The organism is Neoroseomonas marina (genome assembly GCF_012927745.1).
Classification (GTDB): domain Bacteria; phylum Pseudomonadota; class Alphaproteobacteria; order Acetobacterales; family Acetobacteraceae; genus Neoroseomonas; species Neoroseomonas marina.
Genome location: NZ_JABBKX010000015.1, coordinates 1 through 16,582 on the forward strand (window position 1 = coordinate 1; position 16,582 = coordinate 16,582).

At 72.9% G+C, this 16,582-nt stretch carries 12 protein-coding genes and 1 other RNA gene; 9 read left to right on the forward strand and 4 right to left on the reverse strand.

What is annotated here, in order from left to right; all coding sequences use genetic code 11:
* Positions 1-107: 107 nt before the first annotated feature.
* The 3 genes from GWK16_RS25825 to GWK16_RS24085 form a co-directional block, all read right to left on the reverse strand.
* Positions 108-2,957, reverse strand: coding sequence for an AsmA family protein (locus GWK16_RS25825; RefSeq protein ID WP_170056527.1), 2,850 nt, complete (start codon positions 2,955-2,957; stop codon positions 108-110).
* The gene (locus GWK16_RS24080) at positions 2,954-6,559 is read right to left on the reverse strand and encodes a hydantoinase B/oxoprolinase family protein (protein WP_170056528.1); all 3,606 of its coding nucleotides are present in this window, start codon (positions 6,557-6,559) and stop codon (positions 2,954-2,956) included. The genes GWK16_RS25825 and GWK16_RS24080 overlap by 4 nt, the downstream gene beginning before the upstream one ends.
* Before the next feature lie 74 nt (positions 6,560-6,633).
* Positions 6,634-8,256 carry an FMN-binding glutamate synthase family protein gene (locus tag GWK16_RS24085; RefSeq protein WP_170056529.1) on the reverse strand — a complete coding sequence of 541 codons (1,623 nt, stop codon included), beginning with the start codon at positions 8,254-8,256 and terminating at the stop codon, positions 6,634-6,636.
* 138 nt (positions 8,257-8,394) lie between these two features.
* Here GWK16_RS24085 and GWK16_RS24090 point away from each other — a divergent pair, with 138 nt between their 5' ends.
* Genes GWK16_RS24090 through GWK16_RS24100 form a run of 3 tightly spaced genes read left to right on the forward strand, consistent with a single transcriptional unit; the run spans position 8,395 to position 10,392 of the window.
* Positions 8,395-9,162, forward strand: coding sequence for a TerB family tellurite resistance protein (locus GWK16_RS24090; protein ID WP_170056530.1), 768 nt, complete (start codon positions 8,395-8,397; stop codon positions 9,160-9,162).
* Entirely contained in the window at positions 9,129-9,842 is a 714-nt protein-coding gene (locus GWK16_RS24095) for an N-acetylmuramoyl-L-alanine amidase (protein WP_338144558.1), read from the forward strand. The genes GWK16_RS24090 and GWK16_RS24095 overlap by 34 nt, the downstream gene beginning before the upstream one ends.
* Positions 9,843-9,849: 7 nt before the next feature.
* A complete protein-coding gene (locus tag GWK16_RS24100) occupies positions 9,850-10,392 on the forward strand; it encodes a nucleotidyltransferase family protein (protein WP_170056531.1) in 543 nt (180 codons plus the stop codon).
* Here GWK16_RS24100 and GWK16_RS24105 read toward each other — a convergent pair.
* Positions 10,389-10,649, reverse strand: a complete 261-nt coding sequence (locus GWK16_RS24105) for a DUF1127 domain-containing protein (protein WP_170056532.1) — start codon at positions 10,647-10,649, stop codon at positions 10,389-10,391. The genes GWK16_RS24100 and GWK16_RS24105 overlap by 4 nt on opposite strands.
* A gap of 116 nt (positions 10,650-10,765) precedes the next feature.
* Between GWK16_RS24105 and GWK16_RS24110 the strand changes: the two genes are divergently transcribed.
* The 6 genes from GWK16_RS24110 (at position 10,766) to GWK16_RS24135 (ending at position 16,580) form a co-directional block, all read left to right on the forward strand.
* The gene (locus GWK16_RS24110; protein ID WP_170056533.1) at positions 10,766-11,671 is read left to right on the forward strand and encodes a LysR substrate-binding domain-containing protein; all 906 of its coding nucleotides are present in this window, start codon (positions 10,766-10,768) and stop codon (positions 11,669-11,671) included.
* A 36-nt stretch (positions 11,672-11,707) separates the two neighbouring features.
* Positions 11,708-12,108: RNase P RNA component class A (gene rnpB, locus GWK16_RS24115), an RNA gene on the forward strand.
* 311 nt (positions 12,109-12,419) lie between these two features.
* Positions 12,420-12,890, forward strand: a complete 471-nt coding sequence (locus GWK16_RS24120; protein ID WP_170056534.1) for a division/cell wall cluster transcriptional repressor MraZ — start codon at positions 12,420-12,422, stop codon at positions 12,888-12,890.
* Positions 12,887-13,825, forward strand: a complete 939-nt coding sequence (rsmH, locus tag GWK16_RS24125) for a 16S rRNA (cytosine(1402)-N(4))-methyltransferase RsmH (protein WP_170056535.1) — start codon at positions 12,887-12,889, stop codon at positions 13,823-13,825. The genes GWK16_RS24120 and rsmH overlap by 4 nt, the downstream gene beginning before the upstream one ends.
* Positions 13,822-14,649, forward strand: a complete 828-nt coding sequence (ftsL, locus tag GWK16_RS24130; RefSeq protein WP_170056536.1) for a cell division protein FtsL — start codon at positions 13,822-13,824, stop codon at positions 14,647-14,649. Before rsmH ends, ftsL begins: the two co-directional genes overlap by 4 nt.
* 83 nt (positions 14,650-14,732) lie before the next feature.
* The gene (locus tag GWK16_RS24135; protein WP_170056537.1) at positions 14,733-16,580 is read left to right on the forward strand and encodes a peptidoglycan D,D-transpeptidase FtsI family protein; all 1,848 of its coding nucleotides are present in this window, start codon (positions 14,733-14,735) and stop codon (positions 16,578-16,580) included.
* Positions 16,581-16,582: the final 2 nt, after the last annotated feature.

The following is a 16,582-nucleotide window of genomic DNA, read 5'->3' on the forward strand; positions in this document are numbered from 1 at the left end:
CTGCTGGCCTCCTGCCCAGCCAGCAGCTTGAATCACATCAGACGCCCGTGCCGGAATCCCCCACGACTCAAAAAGATGCGATCATGCTCTAGCGCCCGGCACGCGGCTCAGCGTTCCGCCCGCCAGCGCGCCCAGGGCGCGACTTCGGGTTGCCGCCGCGGCGCCTCGGCGGGGCCTGTGACCCGCAGCGCGATGGGGGGCGCGCCGTCACCCGGCGGCTGGACCGCCAACCGCAGATCCAGGGCGCCGCGCACGATGTCGATGCGCCCTTCGATCGTCCCGGTCGCGCCACCTTCCGCCGCGAGGCCCACGCCTTCCAGCGAGACCTCCCCATCCGCCGTCCGCCAGCCGCCCGTCAGCCGGTCGACCGCCGTCGCTCCGCCCTCGAGCGCCTCGCGCACCCCCTGCTCGGCCGCGACGCCGTCGTCCAGCGCGGCCGCCGAGGCGGCGCCCGCCAAGGCGACGCCGCCGAGGACGCCATTCGCGATGGCGAAGCGTCCCTCCCCCGTCAGGGTGGACAGCAGCGCCGAAGCACCGTGTCCGCTGGCGGTGAACCGCCCCTGCGCATCGAGTTGCCCGGACGCGATGTCGATCGGGGTGCCGAACAGCGGCCCCGTCAGCGTCGCCCCGGTGAGGCCCAGGGCCCCCGAGACGACCGGCGGCTGCGCCATCGCGTCGAGGGCGAGCCGCCCGTCGAGCCGCCCACCGCCCAGGCCGGCGCGCAGGCCGTCCAGGACTGCCCGCCCTTCCTCGATCGTCAATCGTGCCGCGAAGGCCTGGAGCACGGGCAGATCGGGGGTGACGACCTCGACGGCCTCGACCGCGACATCCGCATCGATCCGGCCGATCGGCGCCAGCACGAGCGGCGGCGCCTCCCGACCGGGCAGGCCCGGCAACGGCAGCCGGTCGGCAGCCAGGCGCCCCGTCAGCCGCGGCCGGGCCCCGTCCAGCGCCAGAGCCAGTTGACCGCGCGCCCGGAGGCCGCCCGCGACCAGTTCCAGGTTCTCGGTCGTGACATTGTCCGGCGCGACGGCCAGCGTCGCGACCAGCGAGAGCGAGCCCTCCCCGAGCCATTCCGGCGGCTCGGGCGCCCCCAGCAGGAAGGCCAGACGCGGCGCGCCCGGATGCCGCAGGGTCACCGAGCCGGTGCCGCGCCCCTGGCCCAGCACCAGATTGGCCTGGCCGGCGAGGCGGAGCTCGCCGAGTTCGCCCTCCGCCGTCACCGCCAAGGCATCGGCGGGGCCGGTACCGGCGATGCGCACCCGCAGGGGCTGACCGAGCAGCGCGTCCGACAGCCCGGCGTTGGGCAGCAGGGCCCGCGCCACGCCGCCCGCGGTCCCGCCGCCGAGGTCGAGCGCGACATCCGTGAAGCGCGGCGTCGCGCCGAAGGCGATGGTGCCAGCCAGGCTCACATCATCCTCGCCCAGCCGGGCCGCGGCGCGTCGGATCGTCAGCCGGCCCTGGTCCACCGCCGCATCGAGGCTGGCGCGGTCGGCCCGCACGCCCGCCCAGGCGATGCTCTCCGCCGCGAGGCGCAGGTTGACGTCCATGCCGGGCGCCGCGCGCAGCGCGTCGAGTGGCGCGATGCGGGTGGGCAGCAGACCGTCCAGGTCGAGATGATCGAAGGTCAGACCCGCGGCAATGACGGGCCGAACGCCGAAGCGCAGCACGCCCGCGCCGCTGAGGCGGGCGCCGTCCACCATGCCCGCGAGTTCGGGCACCGCCAGCTGCGCGGCATCGAGGTCGACGCGGCCCGTTCCCTCGAAGGCGCGCAGGCGCGTGGCGGCGAAGCGATCGACCGGCACGCCGAAGGCCGCCAGGGTGGCGCGCAAGCTCGGCCCGCTCACCTGGCCGGTCAGTTCCAGTCGCCCCCCCTGCGCGCTGCCGGAGGCCGTGAGCTGCGCCTCTCCCGGCAACATCGTCGAGATGTTGGACAGGACCAGGCGATCGCCTTCCCGCATCACGCCGCCACGCAGGCCGCGCAGGGTCGCGCCGTGGAAGGCGGCGACCTCGGCCGAGAGATCCAGCCCCATGGGCAGCGGCGGCTGCGGCGCGCGCCGCAGCGCCGCGACCCACGCATCAAGGTCGAGCCGCGCCAGGGCCAGCGCGACGTCGAGCCGCGGTTCCGGCGCAAAACGGAAGGTCGCCGCCCCGCGCCCGGTCACCCCGGCGATGTCGAGGGCCAGGTCGTCCGCGGCGGCGAGCTCCCCGGTGACGGCAAGCCGGCCGGTCGCCCGGAAGGCGCCCGACGGCGCGGCGAACAGCGCCGCGATATCGCTGCCCGACGCTTCCACCCGCCCTTCGAAGCCGCCTTCCGCCACCAGCACGCCGCGGGCCGAGGCCGAGGCCCCGGTCACGCCCAGCACGACGTCGAGCGTCGCGACGCCGTCATGGCCCGGACGACCGACCACGGCCTGGAAGCGCACCGGCGCGCTGCGCCAGGTGAAGCTGCCTTCGATGCGGACCGCGTCGAGCGGGCCGGGAGCCGCGAGCCGTGCCGCCACGCCTTCGAAGACCGCGCCGCCAACCGAGACACGGCTGGATTCGATGCGCGCGTCGAAATCCGTCAGCCAGGGCGGCGGCCGCAGCGCGCCGATGGTCTCGGGCGGCCAGGGGAGCCGGACATCCGCGCCCACCAGGACGAGGTCGCGCGGCTCCAACCGTCCGAGCAACAGCGGCAGCAAGCCGAGACGCAGCCGCAGCGCGCGCGCGGTGATGCCAAGTCCGTTCCCATCCGGCGTCCCGACATGCACACGCGATGCCTCGACCATCGGCTGCGGCAGAAACGTGACGCGCAGCGGGCCGCCGAGCCCGACCGGTCGGCCAAGCCGCGCCTCGGCGATCGCGGCAACCCGCAGGCGCTGCGCCTCCCAGTCGAGCAACCGCGGCGCGAACCAGGCGAGCCCGAGCAGGGCAAGCGGCAGGCCGAGAAACAGGAGGAGAAGACGACGGCTCACCCCGCGGGCGGCCCCCACCCGCCGCCGCCCGGCGTCTCCAGCCCGAAGACGTCGCCGGGTTGCAGGGAGGCGCGGTCGCTGCCCTTCAGCACCTGCACCGCGCCATCAGCCCGCTCCACCCATTGCCGCCCGGCCGCGCCGTCCCGCCCGCCATGCAGGCCATGCGGCCCCACGTCGCGGCGAGAGGCGACGATCACGGCCTCCATCGGGCGGAGGAAGCGGATGCGCCGGCGCGACCCGTCGCCGCCGCGCCACTGCCCTGCGCCACCCGAGCCGCGACGGATCCCGAATTCCTCGAGCCGCACCGGGTAGCGCAGTTCCAGGATCTCGGGGTCGGTCATGCGCGTGTTGGTCATGTGCGTCTGCACCGGCCCGCTGCCGTCGAAGCCGGGGCCGGCGCCGGTGCCGCCGCAGATCGTCTCGTAATACTGGTAGGTCGCGTCGCCGAAGATGAAGTTGTTCATCGTCGCCTGGGCGGAGGCGCAGGCGTCGAGCGCGGCGAGCACCGCGTTGCAGGTCATCTGCGAGACCTCGGTGTTGCCCGCGACCACCGCCGCGCCGGGGCGCGGCGAGAGGAAGGTGCCCTCCGGGATCACGATCTCCAGCGGCTTGAGGCAGCCGTCGTTGAGCGGGATGTCCTCCCCCACCAGGCAGCGGAAGCAGTAGAGCACCACGGCCCTGCACACGGCGGAGGGCGCGTTGAAATTGTCCGGCCGCTGCGGCCCGGTGCCCGCGAAGTCGATCACCGCGCGCCGGTTCGCGTGGTCGACGCGCACCGCCACCTTGAGCGGCGTGCCGTCGTCGATGGTGGTCGCGAAGGCGCCGTCCGGCAGGCGTTCCAGCACGCGACGGACGGATTCCTCGGCATTGTCCATCACGTGACGCATGTAGGCCCGCACCGTGTCGAGGCCGAATTCCGCGACCGCGCGCTGCAGTTCCTGCACCGCCTTCTCGTTGGACGCCACCTGCGCCTTGATGTCGGCGACGTTCACGTCGGGGCTGCGCGCGGGATAGGTCGCGGCGGCGAGGATGGCGCGGAATTCGGCCTCGCGGATCCTGCCGCCATCGACCAGCAGGAAATCGTCGATGACGACGCCTTCCTCCTCGAGCGTCTTCGATCCTGGCGGCGTCGAGCCGGGCGTCAGCCCGCCGACATCGGCGTGGTGGCCGCGGCTGCCGACGAAGAACAGGATCTCGCGCCCCGCCTCGTCGAAGACGGGGGTGATGACGGTGATGTCCGGCAGATGCGTGCCGCCGTTCGACGGGTTGTTGAGCGCCACCACGTCGCCCGGCTTCAGCGTCGTACCGCGGGACCGGATGACGGTCCGCACGCTTTCGCCCATGGCGCCGAGATGCACCGGCACATGCGGCGCATTCGCCACCAGGAAGCCCTGCGCATCGAAGATCGCGCAGGAGAAGTCGAGCCGTTCCTTGATGTTCACCGACAGCGAGGTGTTCTGCAGCACCGCGCCCGCCTGCTCGGCGACGTTCATGAAGAGGTTGTTGAACAGCTCGAGCATCACCGGATCGGGCCGCGACGCATCCGCCAGCCGCGCCGCTGCGCGCTTCTCGGTCCGGCGCAGGACCAGGTGGTTGCGCGCCGTGATCTCGGCGGTCCAGCCAGGCTCGACGACGGTCGTCGCATTGGCCTCTCGGATCAGCGCGGGGCCCTTCAGCCGATCGCCCGCATGCAGCGTGTCGCGGTCATAGACCGGCGCGGCATGCTCGGCGCCTTCGGTGAACAACGGCACGGTGTCGATGACCGCGGGCGCGTCACCACCGGCACGGGCGGGCAGCGCGGCTTCGTTCACCTGCTCGCCGGGCATGGTGACCTCGGCGATGCAGGCCTCGACCACCACCGGGCGTTCGGGTGTCGCGAAGCCGAAGCGGCGGCGATGCGCGTCGGTGAAATCGGCGAGGACCGTCGCGTGGTCCCCGAAGGCCACCGGCAGGAAGGCGTCGGTGCCGGCGTAGCGCAGGTGCAGGCGCCGGGCGACCTGCAGTCGCGCCGGATCGGCCCCCTGCCGGATCAGTTCCGCCCGCCCCTCCCCGGCCAGCGCGTCCAGCCGCGCGGCGAGGTCCGCCATGCCCTCGGCCGAGAGCGGCGCCTCGACCGCGCCCTCCCGGATTGCCGCCTGGTCGGCGAGGCCCATGCCATAGGCCGACAGCACCCCGGCGAAGGGATGGATGAACACCGTCTCCATCCCCAGCGCATCCGCGACCAGGCAGGCATGCTGCCCGCCCGCGCCGCCGAAGCATTGCAGCGCGAAGCGCGTCGCGTCGTGGCCCTTCTGGATGCTCACCTGCTTGATCGCGTTCGCCATGTTGGCCACTGCGATGCGCAGGAAGCCTTCCGCGACCTTGCGCGGGTCCTGCGGCGTGCCGGTCGCGCGCGCGATCTCCGCGGCGAGCGCGGTGAACTTCTCCCGCACGACCTCGGCATCCAGCGGCTGGTCGCCGTCCGGGCCGAAGATCGCCGGGAAATGCCGCGGCTGGATCTTGCCGACCATGACGTTCGCGTCGGTGACCGCGAGCGGCCCGCCGCGCCGGTAGCAGGCCGGCCCCGGCACCGCGCCGGCGGAATCCGGCCCGACGCGCATCCGCGCGCCGTCGAAATGCAGGATCGACCCGCCGCCGGCCGCCACCGTGTTGATCGCCATCATCGGCGCGCGCATGCGCACGCCGGCGACCTCGGTCTCGAAGGCGCGCTCGAACTCGCCGGCATAGAGCGCGACGTCGGTCGAGGTGCCGCCCATGTCGAAGCCGATGATGCGGTCGAAGCCGCCCATCCCCGCCGTGCGCGCCGCACCGACGATGCCGCCCGCCGGGCCCGACAGGATCGCATCCTTGCCCTGGAAGCGCCCGGCCTCGGTCAGGCCGCCATTGGACTGCATGAAGTATAGGCGCACGCCCGGCAGTTCGGATGCCACCTGGTCGACGTAGCGACGCAGCACGGGCGACAGATACGCATCGACCACCGTCGTATCACCGCGCGGCACGATCCGCGGCAGCGGGCTCGCCTGGTGGCTGAGCGAGACCTGGGTGAAGCCTTCCTCCCGCGCGATCTCGCCCAGGCGCATCTCATGCGCCGGATGCGCCCAGGCATGCATCATCACGATGGCAACGGCGCGGATACCATCGGCGAAGCCCGCCTTGAGCGCCGCCCGCGCCGCGGCCTCGTCCAGCGGCTCGATCTCTGCGCCATCGACGGCGACGCGCCCGCCGACCTCCGTCACGCGCTCATGCAGCAGTTCCGGCAGCCGCACGTCGAGGTCGAACAGCCGCGGCCGCGCCTGGTTGCCGATGCGCAGCATGTCGGCGAAGCCGCGGTTGACGATCAGCAGCACGCGTTCGCCCTTGCGCTCCAGCAGCGCATTGGTCGCGACCGTGGTGCCCATCTTCACCGCGTCGATCGCGCCGGGCTGGATCGGCGCGCCCGGGGCGACGCCCAGCACCTCGCGAATGCCGGCCACGGCGGCGTCGCGGTAGCGCTCGGGATTCTCCGACAGCAACTTGCGGGTGGACAACCGTCCCTCCGGATCGCGCGCGACGATATCGGTGAAGGTGCCGCCGCGATCGATCCAGAACTGCCAGCCGGCCATGAGGTCCCCGTCCTTGCGTGAAGTCGGCCGGAGAATGCGAGCCCGGCCGCGCCAGGACAAGCCGGACCGGCGCTTCAGGCCGCGGCGAAGCTGTCCGGCCGCGCCATCGCCCAGGCCGCCGCGAAGCGCGGATCGTCGGTCCCCTCCAGCAGCGCGCCGGGCCGCAGCAGGGGATAGAGCGTGGCGAAACTCGCCACCTCATGTTCCGAGATGCGGCGGAAGAGATGCTCGCGCCGCACCTCGGCCGGGGAGTCGAGCCCCGCCGCGGCGACCAGTTCCGCCAGCGCATGCAAGGTCTGGGCGTGGAAATTCGCCACCCGCGGCGCCTTGTCCCGGATGACGAGGGCGCGCTGCCGCGTCGGGTCCTGGGTCGCCACGCCGGTCGGGCAACGGTCGGTGTGGCAGGACTGGGACTGGATGCAGCCCAGCGCGAACATGAAGCCGCGTGCCGCGTTGCACCAGTCGGCCCCCAGCGCCATGGCGCGCACCATGTCGAAGGCGGTGACGATCTTCCCGCTCGCCCCGATGCGGATGCGGTCGCGGGCATGGATCCCGACCAGCGCATTGTGGACGAAGTCCAGCCCCTCGCGCAGCGGCGTGCCGAGGTGGTCCATGAACTCCATCGGCGCGGCGCCGGTCCCCCCTTCCTTGCCGTCCACAACGATGAAGTCGGGATAGATGCCGGTCTCGAGCATGGCCTTGCAGATGGCAAGGAACTCCCAGCGATGCCCGATGCAGAGCTTGAACCCCGCCGGCTTCCCGCCCGAAAGGCGCCGCATCTGCGCGACCATCTCCAGCAGGCCGATGGGTGTCGAAAAGGCGGAATGGGACGAGGGCGAGATGCAATCCGCCCCCATCGGCACCCCGCGTGTCGCGGCGATCTCGGCACTCACCTTCGCCGCCGGCAGCACGCCGCCATGGCCGGGCTTGGCACCCTGGCTCAGCTTCAGCTCGACCATTTTCACCTGCGGATGCGCCGCCGTCTCGGCGAAGCGCTCGGGCGAGAAGCGCCCCTCCGGCGTGCGGGCGCCGAAATAGCCCGACCCGATCTCCCAGATGATGTCCCCGCCGGGCGCGAGGTGATGCGGGCTCAGCCCGCCCTCGCCCGTGTCGTGGGCGAAGGTCCCCAGCCGGGCCCCCTCATTCAGCGCCCGGATGGCGTTGGCGCTGAGCGACCCGAAGCTCATCGCCGAGATGTTGAAGACGGACGCGGAATAGGGCTGCGCGCAGTCCGGTCCGCCCACCGTCACGCGGAAATCCGCACGTGGCAGCGGCCGCGCTGCGATCGAATGCAGCAGCCATTCGTAGCCGCGGTCATACACCTCGAACTGGGTGCCGAACGGTCGCTTGTCGGGCTGGGTCTTGGCCCGCTGGTAGGCCACGGCACGTTGGTCGCGGCTGAACGGAAGGCCCTTCTTCTCATCCTCGAAGAAGTACTGCCGCATTTCCGGACGGATATCCTCCAGGATGAAGCGCAGATGCGCCGCGATCGGGTAGTTGCGCAGGATCGCGTGGCGGTCCTGCGTCAGGTCGTGCAGGCCGAGCGCCGTCAATCCCCCGAACAGGCCAAGACCGGGCAGCCACCAGGCCCAGGCGCCGGGGCTGGCTCCCAGGCCGACAAGGCATACGAGGCTCGCGGCCGTCACCAGGGTCAAGGTGACGTAGCGCGGCGCGAAGGCGAGTTGCCAAGCCTGCATGAGCGATTCCCTCCGGGGTTACGCACGCTAGCGGAACGCTCGCCGTCTGGTGAGGGGGGCGGAAGGCCGCCGGGCCGGCCGGAGGGGCATCCGAAGCGCCTGACGCGAGCGCGCCGGCGTGCTAGCACGGCCGCGACGATGAGCTTCTGGGGCAAGATCCTGGGCAGCATGGCAGGCTTCGCCATGGGCGGCCCCTTCGGCGCGATGGTGGGCGCGGCGCTCGGCCATGCCGCCGACCAGGGCGCCGGCCCTGGCGGCGCCCGCATTCCGCCCAATGCGGCGGACATGGTCCACATGCTCGGCGGGAAGGAGAACCTGTTCTCCTTCGCCATCGTCGTGCTCTCCGCCAAGCTCGCCAAGGTGGACGGCCCGGTGAAGCGGGCCGAGATCGACGCCTTCCGGCAGATGTTCCGCGTGCCCGAGGAGTCGCTGCGCGATGTCGGCCGCCTCTTCGACCAGGCGCGCGAGGATGCCGAGGGCTGGGAATCCTTCGCCGAGAAGCTCGGCGAGGCCTTCGCGGACAACAAGGCGATGCTCGAGGACGTGCTCGCCGCGCTGGTCCGCATCGCCCGCGCGGACGGCCCGGTCACCAGATCCGAAGGCGACATGCTGCGCGGCATCCATGCGCGCTTCGGCCTCGATCGCGCCGCATGGGAACGCGCCAAGGGCGGCACGCCGCGCGGCGTCACCGCGCAGCAGGTCGAGGATCCCTACCGCATCCTCGGCCTGACGCGCGACGCGACGGACGAGGAAATCCGCGCCGCCTGGCGCCAGCTGATGCGGGAGAACCATCCCGACAGCCTCGCCTCCCGCGGCGTGCCCGAGGAGTTCGTGAAGCGCGCCACCGCGAAGGTCGCCGACATCAACGCCGCGTGGGACTGGATCAAGCGGGAGCGCGGCCTCTGACGCTGCGCGTCATCGATGCCCCGAGCCCGAACCAGGACGACCGGCCCGACGGCGTCCCGGTCGATACGCTCATCCTGCACTACACCGGCATGAGGACCGGCCCGGACGCGATCGACCGGTTGCGCGACCCCGCGGCCAAGGTCTCGTCGCACTATGTCGTCGAGGAGGACGGCACCGTCTTCCGCCTGGTGCCCGAACAGCGCCGCGCCGCCCACGCCGGCATCTCGCACTGGCGCGGCCACACCGCGCTGAACGGCCGCTCGATCGGCATCGAGATCGTCAATCCGGGGCACGAATGGGGCTACCGCCCCTTTCCCGCGCTGCAGATGGCCGCGGTCTGCGACCTCTGTCTCGAGATCATCGCCCGCCACCCCATCCCGGCGCGCAACGTCGTCGCGCACAGCGACGTCGCACCGGACCGCAAGGAGGACCCGGGCGAGCTCTTCGACTGGGACGGCCTCGCGCGGAACGGTGTCGGCCTCTGGCCTCGGCACGATCCGGCACCGCCGCCCGACGCCGCAACGCTGCCGCTGCTCGGTACCATCGGCTACCGGACCGACCTGCCGCTGCCCGTGCTCGTCACCGCGTTCCAACGCCACTGGCTGCAGCATCGCACGGATGGCATCGCGGATGCGGACACCCGGGCGCGCATCGCCGCGGTCGCCGCGCTCTGCGGCTGACCAGCCGGTGACCCTCGCGCAGGTCGTCGCGCGCGAGCCGCATCTGATGCGGGCGCTGTCGGCCGTGGCGGCGCATGGCCCACCCGGCGCCTGGATCGGCGCCGGCCTGCTGCGCAATGCGGTCTGGGACCGTCTCTCCGGTCGCGACCCCGCAGAGATGCCCCCAGCCGACATCGACGTCGTCTTCCACGACCCCACGGATGCGACCGCGGCGCGCGACGCCGCCTACGAACAGGATCTGAGGGCCACCGCGCGTGACCTGCCCTGGTCGGTGACGAACCAGGCCCGCATGCACGGGCGCAACGGCCACGCGCCCTATGCCGACGTCGAGGACGCCATCGCCCATTGGCCCGAGACCGCAACCGCCATCGCGGCGCGGCTCGGGCCGGCAGGCATCGAGATCCTCGCCCCCTGGGGCGAGGCCGACCTTTTCGCGCGCGTCGCGCGCCCGACGCCGGCCCATCGCGCCGATCCCGCGGCGATGCTCGCGCGCATCGCCGCCAAGGGCTGGATCGTGCGCTGGCCGACGTTGCGGGTCAGGCTCGACTAGCGGTTGGTCGGATCGCGCCACCATGGCAGGATCGGATCCGGACTGGCGTGACCGAAACGCGCGGCCCGATCGATGTCGCTGCGCGTGATGCCGATGTCTTTCAGCATGCGGTCTTCCATCTCCGCCATCAGGGTGCGCGCGCGTTGGCGCTCGACGAACGCCGCCAGCGCCAGCCAGACGCGCGTCGCGATGCCGGGCGCGGTCTCGCGCCGGCCGGTCGCGGCACGGATCGACAGGGCAGAGGGCTCGACGGACATGGGTCTCTCCATCGGCGCGGGGGTTACGGTCCGCGCCGCGGGAGAAGCCTTGCGCTGAAGGCATGGCTCGCGGAAGCGCCTAGCATTCACGCCGCATGTGAGGAATACTCACGCCCATGCGCCCGACCCGCCTGCCGAGCATGGAGCAGCTCCGCGCCCTCGACGCGGCGCTCCGCGCAGGCTCCTTCGGGCGCGGCGGCGCAGCCCTCGGCCTGACGCATGGCGCCATCAGCCGTCACATCGCGGCACTGGAGGAGATGCTCGGCGCCAGGCTCTTCACCCGCGGCCCCCGTGGGGCCGAGCCGACCGCCCTCGCGCTGCGTTACCACGCCGAGGTCACGCCCCTGCTCGCCGCCATCGAGGAGGCGACGCAGCGCGCCGCGGCCCCCCGACGCCGCCGGGCGCAGGATACTGCCGGCGAGGTCCGCGTCGGCCTCGTCCCGTCCTTCGCCGCCCGCTGGCTGCTGCCGCGCCTGCCCGGCTTCACCCGCGCGCATCCCGCGATCCGCGTTGACCTGATGGCCACGACCGACCTGCAGGATCCCGGTCGCAGCGGCCTCGACTTCCTGGTGCGCTACGGCGTGCCACCCTGGCCCGGGCTCGAGGCCGAACGGCTGCTCGCCGAGACGCTTCGTCCCGTGTGCGCGCCAGGCTTCCCGCTGCGCGGCACGCCGTCGGTGCGCGCCATCGCGACACGACTGCCGCTCCTGTTCGACACCAACGCCGACACCTGGGAAGCGTGGCTGTCGGCGGCTGGCTGGACCGGGCCGCGGCCGACCAAAGGCACCGTGTTCAGCGACTACACGCTGACGCTCGAAGCCGCGGCGGCGGGCATCGGCCTCGCCCTCGCGCGCGGGGACCTCGCGGATCGCGAATTGCTCTCGGGGCGTCTGGTGTACGCGCATCCGCTCACGGCGCCCGGACCCCGCGCCTTCCATCTCGCGAAGCCGCCGGGGCCCTTGCGCCGTCCCGCGCAGGCGTTCTGGGACTGGCTGCGCGCGCAGGCCGCCGCGCCGGCTTGACGCGTGGCCTCGCGCCGGCGCACACCGCGCACGGCGTCAGACGGCCGGGCGGCCGCTGGCGCGGGAGCGATCCCGCGCTGGAGGAAAGTCCGGGCTCCACGGGACTACGGTGCCGGTCAACGACCGGCGGGGGCGACCCCAGGGAAAGTGCCACAGAGAACAGACCGCCCGGCCGGCTTCGGCCCGACGGGCAAGGGTGAAACGGTGGGGTAAGAGCCCACCGCGCTTCCGGCAACGGCGGCGGCACGGCAAACCCCACCGGGAGCAAGGCCGAATAGGGGCGGACGGCGAGGCGCCGAGAGGCGCTGACGCAGGGGCGGTCCCGCCCTTCCGCCCGGGTTGGCCGCGCGAAGTCCGCAGCGATGCGGGCTCCAGAGGAATGGCCGTCCATGCCCGAAAGGGCATGACAGAACCCGGCTTACAGGCCGTCTGACGCCGCCTTCCGCACACCATTCCGCGATTTCATTCGCCATGCTTCAGCAGGCCATGCAGTCTCGCGCCGCAAGCATCTCGATTCATGTTGTTTTTCGAGTTGCTCCTTGATCCGGCAACAACGTTTCTCGCTTGCTGTCCCGGATTTTCCCATGTTATCCCATGTCATCCCGTGAGGGTCCCACAGCGCTCGGGGGGGCGAGCGGGGCACGGAGCGGGATGGTCGGGCGAGCCGGCGGGGTCGGGGGGCCTCGCCGGCCGCTGACCCGGAACAGTGAAATTTTCGGCGGCATCGCGCAGCCGGCAGCGGGGGGCGATGACCCAGTTCCTGGGCACGCACAAGGGCAAGCTGGACAAGAAGGGCCGCATCTCGGTCCCGGCCCAGTTCCGTGCGGTCCTCGAAGCATTGGGTACCGCTGACATCGTGCTCTTCCCCTCCTTCCGTCATCCCTGCATCGAAGCCTGGCCCGCGCCCGCGTTTGCCGCGCTGTCGGCCGGCCACACGCGCCTCGACGTCTTCTCCGACGCCTCCGACAATCTCGCCGCCGCGCTGTTCGCCACCGCGCATCCCGCGCGCCCGGATGGCGAGGGCCGGCTGGTGCTCCCCGAGGATCTCGTCGCCGAAGCCGGCCTGTCGGAAGCGGTGTCCTTCATCGGCGCCAACCAGTGCTTCCAGATCTGGGACACCGAGCGCGCACTCGCGCATATCCGCGACGCTCGTGCCCGCGCCCGCGATTTCCGCCTCACCCTGCCCTCGCCGGGCCGCAGCGACGGAGAGGCCCGATGAGCGGCCATCTCCCCGTGATGCTGCGCGAAGTGCTCGACACGCTCGCCCCGCGCGATTCGGCGACCTACCTCGATGCGACTTTCGGCGGCGGCGGCTATTCGGCGGCTATCCTCGACTCCGCGCCGCACTGCACCCTGTTCGCAATGGACCGCGACCCAGACGCGATTGCGCGCGGCGCCGGCCTCGTCGCGCGCTACGCCCCCAGGCTGCACCTGATCGAGGGCCGCTTCGGCGACATGCTCGAGCATCTCGCCGCGCGCGGCGTCACCGCGCTCGACGGCGTGGTGATGGATCTCGGCGTCTCCTCCTTCCAGCTCGACCAGGCCGAGCGGGGATTCTCCTTCCGCGCCGACGGCCCGCTCGACATGCGGATGGAGAAGTCCGGCCCCTCCGCCGCCGACCTCGTCAACACGCTTCCCGAGGCCGAACTCGCCGACATCTTGTTCCGGCTCGGCGAGGAACGCTTCGCGCGCCGCATCGCGCGGGCCATCGTCGCGCGGCGGGCCGAGCAGCCCTTCGCCACCACCGGCGACCTCGCCGCGCTGGTGCGATCCAAAGTGCCGCGCGATCCGTCCGGCATCGATGGCGCGACGCGGTCGTTCCAGGCGCTGCGCCTCGCGGTGAACGACGAACTCGGCGAGGTGGAGCGCGGTCTCGACGCGGCCGCGCGCCTGCTCGCCCCGGGCGGGCGGCTCGTCGTCGTCGCCTTCCATTCGCTCGAGGACCGCATCGCCAAGCGCTTCATGGCCGAGGCCACCGGCCGCGCCGGCGGCGCCTCCCGCCACGATCCCGGTGCGCTGACGCAGCGTGCCGCACCCCGCTTCCGCCTCGTGACGCCGCGCGCCCTGCGCCCGGCCGATGACGAGACGTCCGACAACCCCCGAGCCCGGTCCGCCCGCCTGCGCGCGATGGAACGGCTGGAGGAGGCCGCATGATCCGACCCCTGACGCTGCTGAGCATGGCCGCTGCCGCCGGCGCCGGCCTCTACCTGTACCAGGTCAAGCATTCCGTCGCGGAGCTCGATCGGGAGCTGCGGAACATCAACCGGCAGACCGAGCAGGCGCGCGAGCGGACGCAGGTGCTGCGCGCCGAATGGGCGCTGCTGAACGAGCCGGAGCGCCTGCGCCAGGTGGCGCAGCGGCACCTGCCGCTCGAGCCGATGGCGCCGACGCAGTTCGTCCGCCTGAGCGAGATGGAGCGCCGCCTGCCGGCCGCGCGCCTCTTCGCCGCGCCCGCCTCCCTCTTCGCGCCCACCGAGCCGGCCGGCGACGGTCGTGCCGCGCCGCTCGCCATCGCCACGGCCGAACCGCGGAACCGGCCGGCCGCTGCCGCACCGGCCGCACCCGCGACGCCGGTCGCGGCCGAGCCCGCCCCCACGGAGCCGCCGGCCGCAGCCGTCATCGCCGCCGCCATGGCGCCCGCCGCCGCTGCGACGCCCGCGCCCCTGCCCGCGCCCGCCGCCGCCGCGGCTGCCGTCGCGGCCGTGCAGGCGACGCGGGCGGCAGCGCCGCGCACCACCGAACCGCCAGCGACGCGCCTCGCCGCCGCCGCGACCCGCCCGGCGCCGGCGCCGGCCGCGCCGCGTCCGCCGGTTCAGCGTGCGCTGCATGTCGAACAGGCGGCGCCGACCGCACCGGTGCAGCGCGTCGCGGCGCCGCCGATCACCTCCGTGCTCGCCACCGGCGGGCCCGCGCTGGCGCCGCCCGTTCCCATCTCGCGCGCATCCGCCGCCACGCTTTCCGGCGGGGCGGGGCGGTAGCCGCCGCGCAGACCATGACCCACATCCCCCCCCACACGCCGGTCGCCGCTCCGGCACCGCATTCGGCCCCCGCCGATGCGCCCATGCTGCGACGTCCCGCCATGCCGGCCGATCCGCCGCGCGCCGTCGTCCGGGTCACCCAGCCCGACCTGATGCGCCGGGCGATCCTCGACAAGACGCGCGGCCGCCTGGTCATCGCCGCCTTCGGCTTCGCCACGCTGTTCGGTGCCGTCGCGCTCAAGCTCGCGATGGCCACCGTCATCCATCCGGCCGAGCCGCGCCGCGCGGTCGCCCTCTCCCGCCCGCCCGCGCCGCCGGCCGAGGCACCGGTCGCCCGCGCCACCGTCACCGACCGCAACGGCGAGATCCTGGCCGTCTCGCTGCCGCTGACCGCGCTCTATGCGAACCCGCGTCAGATCGAGAACGCCCCCGAGGCCGCCGACCGGCTCCGCCGCGTCCTGCCCGAGCTCGACCGCGAGCGCTTGATCCAGCGCCTGTCGGGCGAGCGGCAATTCGCCTACATCGCGCGCGCCCTGACCCCGCGCCAGGTCGCCCAGGTCAACACCCTCGGCATCCCGGGCCTGTACTTCGAGGAAGCCGAGCGGCGCTTCTTCCCCCAGGGCCGCACGGCCGCGCACATCATCGGCGGCGTCGACGTCGACGGGAACGGCATCGCCGGCGTCGAGCGCTCCTTCGACCAGCGCCTGCGCGCCCAGCCGAACGAACGCCTGCGGCTGTCGCTCGACATCCGCGTGCAGCTCGCGCTGCGCGAGGCGGTGCAGCGCGCGATCGACGAGTTCAACGGCATCGGCGGCGCCGGCGTGGTGATGGACGTCAACACGGGCGAAGTGCTGTCGATGGTCAGCCTGCCCGACTACGACGCCAACGACGTGGGCGCGGCCACCAACGACCAGCGCTTCAACCGCGTCACGGTCGGCGTCTACGAACCGGGCTCGACCTTCAAGCTGCTCACCGCCTCGATGGCGCTGGAGAACGGGCTGCAGCCCTGGCAGGGCTATGACGCGTCGCGTCCGATCTCGGTCGGCCGCTTCACCATCAACGACTATCGCGGCAAGGGGCGTTGGCTCGCCCTGCCCGAGATCCTCGCCTACTCGTCCAACCTTGCCTCGGCGCACATGGCCGCCGCCGTCGGCGTCAATCGCCACCGCGACTTCCTGCAGCGCATGGGCATGACCGCCCGCCTGCGCATCGAGATCCCCGAGACCGCGCTGCCGCTGGTTCCCTCCCAGCGGACGTGGCGCGAGCTCAACACCATGACGATCGGATTCGGCCACGGCATCTCGGTCACGCCCCTGCATGTCGCGACGGCGGGCGCGACCATCGCCAATGGCGGCATCCTGCGCCAGCCGACCATCCTCGCCGTGCCGCCCGGCACCCAGCGCGAGGGCACGCGCGTCATCAGCGAACGTACCTCCGAGATCATGCGCCGCATGATGCGCCTGGTGGTGACCGACGGCTCGGGCCGCGGCGCCGACGTCCCCGGCTATTTCGTCGGCGGCAAGACCGGCACGGCGCAGAAGACCGGCCCCCGCGGCGGCTACCTCGAAAACAAGCGCATCGCCGCCTTCATCGGCGCCTTCCCGATGTACGCCCCGCGCTACGCCGTCTACGTCATGGTCGACGAACCGAAGCCGAACGCCCGCAGCCACGGGTTCGCGACGGCCGGCTGGGTCGCGGCGCCGGCGGCCGGCATGGTCATCTCCCGCATCGCGCCGATCCTCGGCATGCTGCCCGAGCCGGTCACACCCGAGATCACGCGCGCCATCACCATGCCGATGAACGGGCGCGGCATCCCGGGCTACAACCCGCCGGCCGCCGCGCCGGCCACCCGACCTGCCGCGCCCGCCCGCCCGTCCGGTCAGCCTGCCGCCGCCGCTCCGCAGCGGGAGGCGAGCCTTGTTCCTCGGTGAGC